Origin of the sequence: Myxococcus sp. CA005 (assembly GCF_006518205.1) — a bacterium.
GTDB classification, from domain to species: Bacteria; Myxococcota; Myxococcia; order Myxococcales; family Myxococcaceae; genus Myxococcus; species Myxococcus xanthus.
The window spans coordinates 60,135-70,792 of sequence record NZ_SRLV01000042.1 but is presented as its reverse complement, the minus strand read 5'-3'; the positions used below and the strand labels follow the sequence as shown (position 1 = coordinate 70,792).

11 protein-coding genes are annotated in these 10,658 nt (G+C 68.6%); 8 read left to right on the top strand and 3 right to left on the bottom strand.

Annotated elements, in window-relative coordinates:
• The 5 genes from FMQ63_RS19755 to ybaK all read left to right on the top strand — a co-directional run.
• Positions 1–1,301 (top strand): VWA domain-containing protein (locus FMQ63_RS19755; protein WP_141276679.1); only part of this gene is annotated, 1,301 nt, incomplete at its 5' end.
• Positions 1,302–1,461: 160 nt separating this feature from the next.
• Positions 1,462–3,276 (top strand): long-chain fatty acid--CoA ligase, encoded by a 1,815-nt coding sequence (locus tag FMQ63_RS19750; protein WP_011552606.1) that lies wholly within the window; start codon positions 1,462–1,464, stop codon positions 3,274–3,276.
• Between the two features lie 193 nt (positions 3,277–3,469).
• Positions 3,470–3,967, top strand: coding sequence for a 5-(carboxyamino)imidazole ribonucleotide mutase (gene purE / locus FMQ63_RS19745; protein WP_011552605.1), 498 nt, complete (start codon positions 3,470–3,472; stop codon positions 3,965–3,967).
• Positions 3,964–5,106, top strand: coding sequence for a 5-(carboxyamino)imidazole ribonucleotide synthase (gene purK / locus FMQ63_RS19740; RefSeq protein WP_011552604.1), 1,143 nt, complete (start codon positions 3,964–3,966; stop codon positions 5,104–5,106). Before purE ends, purK begins: the two co-directional genes overlap by 4 nt.
• Positions 5,107–5,110: 4 nt before the next feature.
• Positions 5,111–5,587 (top strand): Cys-tRNA(Pro) deacylase, encoded by a 477-nt coding sequence (gene ybaK / locus FMQ63_RS19735; protein WP_011552603.1) that lies wholly within the window; start codon positions 5,111–5,113, stop codon positions 5,585–5,587.
• 7 nt (positions 5,588–5,594) lie between these two features.
• On the opposite strand, the gene FMQ63_RS19730 is transcribed toward ybaK, so the two are convergent.
• Positions 5,595–6,608 carry a zinc-binding dehydrogenase gene (locus tag FMQ63_RS19730; protein WP_011552602.1) on the bottom strand — a complete coding sequence of 338 codons (1,014 nt, stop codon included), beginning with the start codon at positions 6,606–6,608 and terminating at the stop codon, positions 5,595–5,597.
• Between the two features lie 49 nt (positions 6,609–6,657).
• Here FMQ63_RS19730 and FMQ63_RS19725 point away from each other — a divergent pair, with 49 nt between their 5' ends.
• The 3 genes from FMQ63_RS19725 to FMQ63_RS19715 all read left to right on the top strand — a co-directional run bounded on the left by FMQ63_RS19725 (position 6,658) and on the right by FMQ63_RS19715 (position 9,598).
• Positions 6,658–7,932 (top strand): hypothetical protein, encoded by a 1,275-nt coding sequence (locus FMQ63_RS19725; protein ID WP_011552601.1) that lies wholly within the window; start codon positions 6,658–6,660, stop codon positions 7,930–7,932.
• Positions 7,933–8,040: 108 nt separating this feature from the next.
• The gene (locus FMQ63_RS19720; RefSeq protein ID WP_225909923.1) at positions 8,041–9,228 is read left to right on the top strand and encodes an EAL domain-containing protein; all 1,188 of its coding nucleotides are present in this window, start codon (positions 8,041–8,043) and stop codon (positions 9,226–9,228) included.
• A 109-nt stretch (positions 9,229–9,337) separates the two neighbouring features.
• A complete protein-coding gene (locus FMQ63_RS19715) occupies positions 9,338–9,598 on the top strand; it encodes a hypothetical protein (protein ID WP_020477631.1) in 261 nt (86 codons plus the stop codon).
• A gap of 86 nt (positions 9,599–9,684) precedes the next feature.
• On the opposite strand, the gene FMQ63_RS19710 is transcribed toward FMQ63_RS19715, so the two are convergent.
• Both FMQ63_RS19710 and plpQ read right to left on the bottom strand, forming a co-directional pair.
• Positions 9,685–10,221 (bottom strand): DUF192 domain-containing protein, encoded by a 537-nt coding sequence (locus FMQ63_RS19710; protein WP_020477630.1) that lies wholly within the window; start codon positions 10,219–10,221, stop codon positions 9,685–9,687.
• 17 nt (positions 10,222–10,238) lie between these two features.
• Complete coding sequence (plpQ, locus tag FMQ63_RS19705; RefSeq protein ID WP_002639025.1) at positions 10,239–10,637, bottom strand: motility regulator PlpA; 399 nt, start codon at positions 10,635–10,637, stop codon at positions 10,239–10,241.
• Positions 10,638–10,658 lie beyond the last annotated feature (21 nt).

Below are 10,658 nucleotides of genomic sequence, written 5' to 3'. Positions count from 1 at the left end.
CCCCGCCCCCGCCGCCCGTCGTGCCCGCCACGGTGGGCTCGCTGACGCTGACGAGCCGGCTGTCCCATCCGTACGTCCCCGCGGGCACCTCCGAGGTGTTCGCCACCTTCGACCTGTCGGGCGCGCAGGTGCCCGGGGCACAGCGAAGCCCTGTCAATCTGGCGCTCGTCATCGACCGTTCGGGCTCCATGAGCGGCTACAAGCTGGCCCAAGCCAAGCAGGCGGCGCGGCACCTCATCGGGCTGCTGAATGACCAGGACCGGCTGGCCATCATCCACTACGGCTCGGACGTGAAGAGCCTGCCGTCCCTGGAGGCCACGGCCGCCAACCGAGAGCGAATGTTCCAGTACGTGGACGGCATCTGGGACGAAGGCGGCACCAACATCGGCGCGGGCCTGTCCGCCGGGCGCTATCAGCTGTCCACCGCGCAGCGGACCTACGGCGTCAACCGCCTCATCCTCATGAGCGACGGCCAGCCCACCGAGGGCCTCACCGCGGACGAAGAGCTGACGCGAATGGCGCGGGAGCTGCGCGCCACCGGCCTCACCCTGAGCGCCATTGGCGTGGGCACCGACTTCAACGAGGACCTGATGCAGGCCTTCGCCGAGTACGGCGCCGGTGCCTACGGCTTCCTGGAGGACGCCGCCCAGCTCTCCACCCTCTTCCAGAAGGACCTGCAGCAGGCCGGGACAACGGTGGCGCGCGGCGTGACGATGACCTTCACCCTGCCCCCCGGAACGTCACTGGGCGAGGTGCTGGGCTACCGCGCCAGCCAGTCCGGCAATCAGGTCCATGTGTCGCTGCCCGACTTCTCCGCGGGCCAACTGGAGCGCGTGGTGGTGCGGCTCAACGTCACCGGGGACTCGGTGGGGCGGACGGCGCGCGTGCTGGACCTGAAGCTGGCGTACACGGACCTCATCCGCGACGCGGAAGTGGCCAATGAAGCCTCGCTGTCCGCGGTGGTAACCAACCGGCGTGAGGAAGTGCTCGCCCGCCAGGACCGCGAGGCCACCGTCTACGCCGCCCGGGCGCGCAGTGCCGTCAACATGCAGAAGGCGGCCGAGGCCCTGAGCGAGGGCCGCAAGGACGAGGCGAAGCTCTATCTGCAACGCAACCAGGCGCTCTTCGACGAAGCCAGCGCGGTGTCCGGCAGCGCCGCGGTGGCGGCGGACCAGGCCGAACAGCGGGCGGTGATGGACGAGTACGACAGCGCGGAGGGCGAAGAGGCCCGGCGCTCGCTCGTGAAGAAGAGCAAGGTGAAGGCGCTCAAGAGCTTCGGCAAGCTCGGCTCCACGTACTGAGAGTCGTCCCGCACATCACCCTGACGCCCCGCCGCACTGCGTCGTGTTCACGATTGTGTGCAGGTGGGGCGTGAAGTTTCAGGAATGGGCCCACTCAGGATGCGTTCAGCCTTAAGCTGCGGCACCTCAAACCAACCTGTTTCCGAGTGGAGCCCCCCTCATGCAGCTCCCGCAGTTCCAGACCCTCATCGACATCTTCAAGCGCAGCACCTCCACCTTCGGCAGCCGCGACCTCTTCGGAGAGAAGAAGAACGGCCAGTGGGTCTGGACGACCTACTCCCGCTTCGGAGAGATGGTCGACGACCTGCGAGGAGGGCTCGCGCAGCTGGGCGTGGGCGCGGGCGACCGCGTGGCCGTCATCTCCAACAACCGCCTGGAGTGGGCGGTGGGCGCGTACGCCACGTACACGCTCGGCGGCGCTTACGTCCCGATGTACGAATCGCAGCAGGTGAAGGAACTGCAGTTCATCCTCAACGACAGCGGCGCCAAGGTCGTTTTCTGTGCCACGGATGACATCGCGCAGCGCATCCAGTCCGTGCGCGCGGAGCTGCCGCAGCTGGAGCACATCATCCGCTTCAGCGGCACCACCAGCGACACGGACAGCTTCGCGACGTTGCTGCGGCGGGGGGCCGAGACGCCCACGCCCCTGGTGAGCCCCAAGCCGGCGGACCTGGCTGGCCTCATCTACACGTCGGGCACCACGGGACAGCCCAAGGGCGTGATGCTCAGCCACGCGAACATCGCCCGCAACGTGTCGGCGATGCACGAAGTGTTTCCCATGGGGACGGAGGACCGCTCCCTGGCCTTCCTGCCCTGGGCGCACGTCTTCGGCCAGACGGTGGAGCTGCACGCGCTGCTGTCCATGGGCGCGTCCATGGCCATCGCGGAGGCGGTGGAGAAGATCATCGACAACCTCTCCGAGGTGAAGCCCACGCTGCTGTTCAGCGTGCCGCGCATCTTCAACCGCATCTACGACGGCCTGCAGAAGCGCATGGCCGGCGAGAAGGCGGTGACGCGGTTCATGTTCCACCGCGGCCTCGCGGTGGCGGCCCAGCGGCGCGCGCTCGCGGAGGCGGGCAAGTCGAGCGGCCTGCTGGACCTGCAGCACGCCTTCTTCGACAAGGTGGTCTTCTCCAAGGTCCGCGCGCGCTTCGGCGGGCGGCTGAAGTACGCCTTCTCCGGTGGGTCGGCCATCTCCAAGGAGGTGGCGGAGTTCATCGACAACCTCGGCATCACCGTCTACGAGGGCTACGGCCTCACGGAGACGTCGCCCATCGCCACGGCCAACTTCCCCAACAACCGGAAGATCGGCTCGGTGGGCAAGGCGCTGCCCGGGATTCGCGTGGAGATCGACACGGCGGCCACCGGCGAGGCGACGCAAGGCGAAATCGTCGTCCACGGGCACAACGTGATGATGGGCTACTACAACAAGCCCGAGGAGAACGAGAAGGTGTTCACCGGGAACGGCGGCTTCCGCACCGGTGACATGGGCTACCTGGATCCGGACGGCTACCTCTACATCACCGGCCGCATCAAGGAGCAGTACAAGCTGGAGAACGGCAAGTACGTGGTGCCCAGCCCCATCGAGCAGTCGCTGGCGCTCTCCACCTACATCGCCAACGCGTTGGTCCACGGCATGAACAAGCCGTACAACGTGGCCATCATCGTCGTGGACGTGGACACGCTGAAGAAGTGGGCCACGGAGAAGGGCCTGGACACGACGTCCATGCCGGAGCTGCTCAAACGTCCCGAGGTGCTCCAGCTCTACCGTGAGCAGTTGAACGAGTTCACCCGCGACGTGAAGGGCTACGAGCGCCCGCAGCGCTTCCTGCTCATCAGCGAGGACTTCACCGTCGCCAACGACATGCTCACCCCCAAGATGAGCGTGAAGCGCCGCAACGTCGTGGCCCGCTACAACGACGCCATCGAAGCCCTCTACCGCGAGGGCAGCGACCGCAACGTCTCCGCGGCCTAGCCGTCCTGGGTGGCGGGCAGGGGCTCATCCCCCCCTGCCCCACCCTGTGTGCGAGTGCGCACCGGGAATGCAGGAAGGCCGGCGTGTCATCCTCGTCACCCGCGCCTTTCCGTGTTGACCCGCGGAATCCCCCCGCCCTATCTCCGCGTTCCTCCTGGTTTCGGCGGGACAGCGCACGGAGGCGCGCACACCAATGGCGAGCACGGTCACCCCCTGGGTCGGGGTCATCATGGGCGGTAGGAGCGACCTGGAGCACCTGCAGCCCGCGGTCGACATTCTCAAGGAACTGGGCATCCCGCACGAGGTGCGCGTGGTGTCCGCTCACCGCACCCCGGACTGGATGATGGAGTACGCGTCCACCGCGGAGTCGCGGGGGCTGTCCGTCATCATCGCCGCCGCGGGCGGCGCGGCGCACCTGCCGGGCATGGTGTCGAGCAAGACGCTGCTGCCCGTCATTGGCGTGCCCATGCCCACCACGCTGCTCAGCGGCCTGGACGCGCTGCTGTCCATCGTCCAGATGCCCAAGGGCGTGCCGGTGGGAACGCAGGCCATTGGCAAGCCGGGCGCCGCCAACGCGGCCCTGCACGCCGCGGCCATCCTCTGCCTCAAGTACCCCGAGCTGCGCGAGCGGCTCGCGGCCTGGCGCAAGGCGCGTACGGACGAAGTGCTGGCGCACCGGGAGCTGTCATGAGCCCCCGCGTGGTGCTGCCCGGCGGCACGATTGGCATGCTCGGCGGTGGCCAGCTGGGGCGGATGATGGCCCTGGCCGCGCGCACGCTCGGCTTCCAGGTTCAGGCGTTGGACCCGGACGCGGACTGCCCGGCCCACTCCGTGGTGGACCTGTGTGTTACCGCGTCCTTCGGTGACACGGCGGCCGCGGAGACGCTGGCGCGCGCGTGCGACACCGTGACGCTCGAAATCGAGAAGATTCCCCTCCCCACGCTGGAAGCGGTGGCGCGGCACACCCCCATGCGCCCGGGTGCGGACGTGCTCCGCGTGATTCAGCACCGGGGCCGGCAGAAGGGCTGGCTCGCCAAGGGGGGCTTTCCCCTGGGCCCGTGGCGCGAGGCGCACTCCGCCGCGGAGCTGGCCGAAGCCATCCAGGCGCTGGGTGGACGCTGCTTCGTGAAGTCCAGTGAGGGCGGCTACGACGGGCGCGGGCAGGTGGAGGTGACCTCCGCGGACGAGGCCGCCCAGGCGTGGCGCGAGCTGGGTGAGCGCTCCGTGGTGGTGGAGGCCGCGCTGGCGCTCCAGTCCGAGCTGTCCGTGCTGGTGGCCCGCAGCCCCAATGGAGAAGTGGCGGTGTATCCGCCAGCCTTCAATCACCACGAGGAGCGCATCCTCGCGTGGTCGCTGCTGCCGGGGCCGCTGCCGCCCGCGGTGCTGGACACGGCCACGGAGCTGGCGCGCGGCATCACCGAGTCGCTCCAGGTCGAAGGCCTGCTCGTCATCGAGCTGTTCCTGCTGAAGGACGGCAGCGTGCTCGTCAACGAGCTGGCGCCGCGCCCGCACAACAGCTTCCACTCCACCGAGGTGGCGTGCCTCACCTCCCAGTTCGAGCAGGCGGTGCGCGCGGTGTGCAACCTGCCGCTGGGCTCCGTGGAGGTGGTGCGTCCAGCGGCCATCGTCAACCTGCTGGGCGACTTGTGGCTGAAGGACGGCGGCCCTCGCTTCCAGGAGGTGCTGGCCATGCCCGGCGTCCGCCTGCACCTGTACGGCAAGCGGGAGGCGCGCAAGGGCCGGAAGATGGGGCACCTGTCCGCGGTGGGCAGCTCGCCCGAGGACGCGCTCGCTCGCGTGCAGGCCGCCGCCACCGCGCTGGGGATGTGAGGCCGTGAAGACGAACAGCGCCCGACTCCTGGACTCGCTCGGCGTGAAGTACGCGCTGCGCGACTACGACGTGGACCTGGAGGATTTGTCCGCGGAGTCGGTGGCGGCCAAGGTGGGCATGCCCGCCGAGCAGGTCTTCAAGACGCTGGTGGCGCGCGGCGACCGCACCGGCGTGTTGATGGCGGTGGTGCCCGGCAACGCGGAGCTGGACCTGAAGGCCCTGGCCCGGCTCAGCGGAGACCGCAAGGTGGACACCGTGCCGCTCAAGGAGCTCCAGCCGCTCACCGGATTCATCCGGGGCGGCTGCACGGCCATCGGCGGCAAGAAGGACTATCCCGTGTACGTCGACGAGACGATGGAGTTGTTCGACGCCATCGCCGTGTCCGCGGGTGTGCGTGGCACGCAGCTCGTGCTCGCGCCCGCGGACTACCTGCGCGTGACGAAGGCGAAGACGGGCCCCATCTCCCGCGACAAGGCCTGAGCCGGGCTCACAGTGATTCGCCCGGTGCCTGTCCCTGCGCGGGAACGAAGAGCACCTTGCCGGACGTCATGTCCGCGGAGGCGATGCGCAGCGCCTCGCCCGCTGACTCCAGCGGGAGCCGGGCGCGCACGGGCGTCTCCAGCGTCTGCCCCACCAGCGACGGCACGCCCATCAGCGCCTTGATTTGCGCGGCGCCAAAGCCCTGGCGGTGCCACTCCGACAGCCAGAAGCCCTCCACCCGCTTGCGCCCGAAGATGAGGTCGCTGGGCGCGATGCGGCACTCCTGTTCGGAGAGCGAGCCATACACGATGACGGTGCCGCCCTCCGGCAGCGCGTGGAGCAACTGCCCGGTGAGCCGTCCGCCCACCGGGTCGAAGGCGAGCGACACCTTCAGCTCGTGACAAACGCGGAGCAGCCGCTCCTCGAATTCGGGCTCGTGGGTGCTCAGCACATACTCCGCGCCCAGGTCCTGAAGCAGGGACACCTGCTCCGGGCGCCGCACCACGTTCACCATGGCCACGCCGCGTCGCTTCGCGAGCGCCAGCAGCATCCGTCCCATGGTGCCCGCGGCGGCCGTCTGCGCCAGCGCGGTGTGCCCCCCCTCCTTCGCACGCTCCATCAACACCCACGCGGTGAAGGGATTGATGAAGAGGCTGGCGCCCTGCTCGTCGGAGACCTGGCCCCGCAGCGGCAGGCACTGCCCCAGGGGCACCGCCGCGTACTCCGCCCATAAGCCGTCCCCCTCGCCGGGCGCCACACACGCCACGCGGCGCCCCACCAGGAGTCGGCCCGCGACGCCGCCCGAGGCCACCACCGTCCCGCTGGCCTCCAGGCCCGGCACCACGGGCAGCGGCTTGCGGATGCCGTACTGCCCACGCACGAACATCAGGTCCGCCGGGTTGATGGGTGCCGCCGCCACGCGCACCAGGACCTGGCCCGTGGTGGGCCGAGGCACCGGCCGTGATTCCACGCGCAGGGACTCCGGCCGTCCGTCATAGGCGGTGAGGACCAGCGCTCGCATCGTCTCGGGAACGACGGGGCTCTTCATCGGCAGACCTTTTTCGCCACCCATGCGTGAAAGGAACAGTTCCTGCCCGGCCTACATCCGTGGGGAGTCGATGAACGCCACTCTATTGCAGCTCCATCATCGCGAGGCCTTCGAGCAGACCGTAACGCGCGCGCTCACGGCCGGGGCCGGGGCCGGCGTGTTGCATCTGGCCATGACGCGCGTCGGGGTACCCCTGCCGTTGGCGTGGCTCGTCCCCGCTGCCGTCGTGCTCGGGTGTGCACGAGGCGACAAGTGGGACCGCGTGCTGCTCGGGGGTCTGGGAGTACTCCTCACCGCGCTGCCCTATGCCCTGGGCATGGCCCCTGGATGGACGGTGGCGTTCAGCGCGGCGGCGGCGGGGGCGCTGCTGGTGCGCTCGCGACTCAGTGAGCGCGGAGAGAATGGCCAGGTGGCGGAAGCGCGCCCCACCCTCTTCCACTTCGGACTGGGCGCGGCGCTGTGCGCGGGATTGACGCTGGGCGGCATGGAGGTGTCCCGCGTCTTCTCCGCGCGACTGGCGGACCTGGCCACGCCGGCGCTCCTGGGCGCGGGGGTGGCGGGCGGCATCCTGGGCCTCTTCGTGGGATTGAGCGCGGTGGCCGCGCACCTGGCGCTTTCAGCGGACCCGGTGGAGGCGCGCGTGGAGGCGCTGTTGCCGCAGCTCGCCGGTGACTTCCATGCGCTGACCGAGCGGGCGTTGAACCTGTACCGGCAATGCGGTCAGTCCCTGGCGATGCTCCCTCGCGAGCCCGCTCGCGAGGAACTGGCGCGCACCCTGGGAAAGATGACGCGCGACGCCGCGGAGCTCGCGTCTGAATGGGCGGGGGTGGAGGCCCAAATCGAGGAGCGCGCGCAAGCGGACCTCCAGGCCGAACGCGAAGACCTGGAGCGCAGCGCCCGCGCCAGCACGGATGCCATCGCGAGACGCCAACTCGAGCTGGCCGCGGCCTCCCTGGGTGAGGAGGTGGAGCGGCTGGGCGGCCTGAAACAACGGCGCGAGCGCATCCTCGCCCGCCTGAGGGCAGAGGTGGCCCAGTTGGAACGAGCCCGTGTGGCCCTGCTGTCACTGCGCAGCGGGCAGGCCCAACTCAAGGCCGCGGAGCTCTCTGCCCTGGCGCGCCGCTTCCGGGCCCTCTCCTCCCTCCAGCGGGAGGAAGCCCAGTCCATGGAGGACGTATCTTCAATGATTCAAGGGGCTTCCATGCACTCGTCTCCGCTGGAAGTCAGACAGGCCGAGGGCGAGGAAAGCCCGGCGTCTGGCCCGGCAAGCGAGCAGCCGAGGGTCGGCGAGTCTTGAGCGCCGGGGTTCCGGCCCTGGTGCACTGCCCCCCCGTGACATGCGGCCTTGCAGCTTCTTTCGGGGAGGGCATGGAGCCTGCGGTGTGTTCGGCTACAATTTCCCCACATGAGCCTGCCCCTCTCCTCCGCACCAGCGCCCGCCTGGCTGTGGAAAGGTGACGAGCCGAGCGTCACCTCGGTGTTTCAGCCCATCGTGGACTTGCTGCGTGGCGAGGTCATCGGGCACGAAGTGCTTTCGCGAGGACCCGGCGAGTTCCGCGAGCCGCACGTGCTCTTCACGCAGGCGCGATTGGAAGGCTACACGTGGGAGCTGGAGCGCGCGTGCTGGACGTCCGCGCTGCGCTGCATCTCCACGCTGCCGGAGGCGCAACGCAGCGCGCCCTTCTTCTTCAACGTCAGCCCGGACGTGCTGAGCGACCCGCGATTCGGGGATGGCTCCACGGAGGAGCTGCTCGCGCGCTACGGGCTGAACCCGAAGAACCTGGTGCTCGAAATCACGGAGAAGGCGGCGTTCGAGGACAACGCGCTGCTGCAACGGCTGACGCGACAGTGTTCGGCGCTGGGCTTCGGCATCGCGCTGGATGACTTCGGCGCGGGGCACTCCGGACTGGTGACGCTGGTGAACAGCGCGCCGCAGTTCATCAAGCTGGACCAGGCGCTGGTGCGGGACATCCACCGACACAGCTACCAGCAGCACCTGGTGAAGTCGCTGGTGTCCTTCGCGGCCAGCGTCAACGCGACGCTGATTGCGGAAGGCGTGGAGACGTGGAACGAGTTGGCCGTGCTGCTCCGCCTGGGCATCCGGCACGCGCAGGGCTACCTGGTGGCCCGCCCCGCTCCCGTCCCCGTGCTTCCCAGCGTCGAGTTCGAGGCGCGGCGCCATGAAGCCATGCGCGCGCTCGACTTCCGCGAGGACGAGGACGACGAGACGGTGGGCAGCATCGTCATCCGCCGCAACTGCGTGGAGCGGCCCGTGACGCCCGAGGAGTTGGAGCGGCTGTTCCAGCAGAAGGCCGACGTGGACCATGTCGCCGTGCTGCATAGCGAACGGCTGGAGGCGCTGGTGTTGCGGCGCGCGACGGCCACGAAGGGCGCGGCGCAGGTGGCTCCGCTCATCGTCGAGGACCGGATGGCGCTCACCACCCTGGCGCGGCTCGCCATGGAGCGCGCGCCCGAAGCGCTCTATGACCCGGTGGTCGTCACGGATGCCCAGAAGCGATTCCTGGGTACCGTCACCATGCAGCAACTCATTCGCCGCATCACGGAGTTGCTGGAACGGCGCACGCCGGCCTGATGACGGACACGGCTGCGGCACGATGCGCACGACGCGGTCGTCCGACTTTGTTGCCTCAGTTCACGCGGGCACCGCCGCTCCGTCCCTCTGCCTGCGAACAGGAGCCCCCTTGAGCACGAAGCGATACTTCAAGCGAGATGCAGAATCCGAGTACGGAGCAGGCATCTGCTACATGGAAATCACGGGGGACTGGCCGAGCCGGCAGATTGAAATCTACGGAGAAACGTGGCGCTGGGGCGACGAGAAACACCTCGAACACCTTGCGGATCAACCGTTCGAGGTTCTCGACCTGGGTGAGGAGTACGAAATCCCATCAGAGGAATTCGAACGCGCCTGGCAGGAAGCCATGAAACGCACCCCACCCAAATGAGGCAGGGCTCACTCAGCCCCGAAGCCTGGCCTTTTGTAGGGCGTTCCAATGGGCATCGATGCGCGACGCCAGGTCATGAACATTCCTCAGGGCTCGATGTCCAAGCCCGCCACGCCCTCGAAGCGGACAGTACTGCCCTTGCGGATGCCCAGCTTCTCCGTCCAGCCGCCGGGCACCTCCAGCACGTACTGGCTGGGTACGCCCACGGAGCGGGATTCCAGTGAGCGAGGCACCGCGCGCGACACGATGCCCGCAACGCGCAGGTCGGACGTGATGAAAATCATGTCCAGCGGGATGAGCGTGTTGCGCATCCAGAACCCCTGGACCTCTTCGTGCGGGAAGAGAAAGAGCATCCCCTTCCCCTCCGCCAGCTCCTTGCGCCACATCATGCCCCGTGCACGCGTGCCCGCCGTCGCGGCGATCTCCACCTCCACCCGGCGCGCTCCGCCGAAGGCATCCTCCAGCCGCACATGTCCACGCGGAAGCGGCTGCATGACGTAGTCCTCGGCGGTGACGTCGGTGATGCGCGGACGAGGCTCTGCCGCCTTCGGCGTGGCACGAGGCGCGCTGCCCTGCGCCTCCTGCTGGCAGGCCGATGCCAGCAACGGCACCGCCACCACCATCCACCGAAGGCCGTGCTTCATGAGTGCGAGTGCAGCGGCTTGTTGAGCAGCTTCTCCGTCAGCTCGCCGCCGAGGCTGTCGGACATCAGTCCTTCCACCACCGTCTCGAACTCCACCCGCTGCGCTTCACTGCTGTAGATGAAACGGATGCCCATGCCGGGCTCGTCCGCGTCCGCCTTGGACCAGACGACCTCGCCCAGCAGTTCGAAGGGGGCCTCCCGGTGTGGCACCGTCAGCTTGAAGAGGAAGCGCGTGCCGATGGGCAGCGGCTTCTTCGTCTTGATGAACGTGCCACCCTTGCTGATGTTCTTCGTGTAGTCCGCGAAGAACGAGTTGAGCTTCTTGTAGTCGACCTTCAGCTCGATGGGCGCGCGCCCGTTCTGGCGGTGCTCTGGACCTGTCTTCTGTTCGGACATGCTGGCCGGGAGTATAGGAGA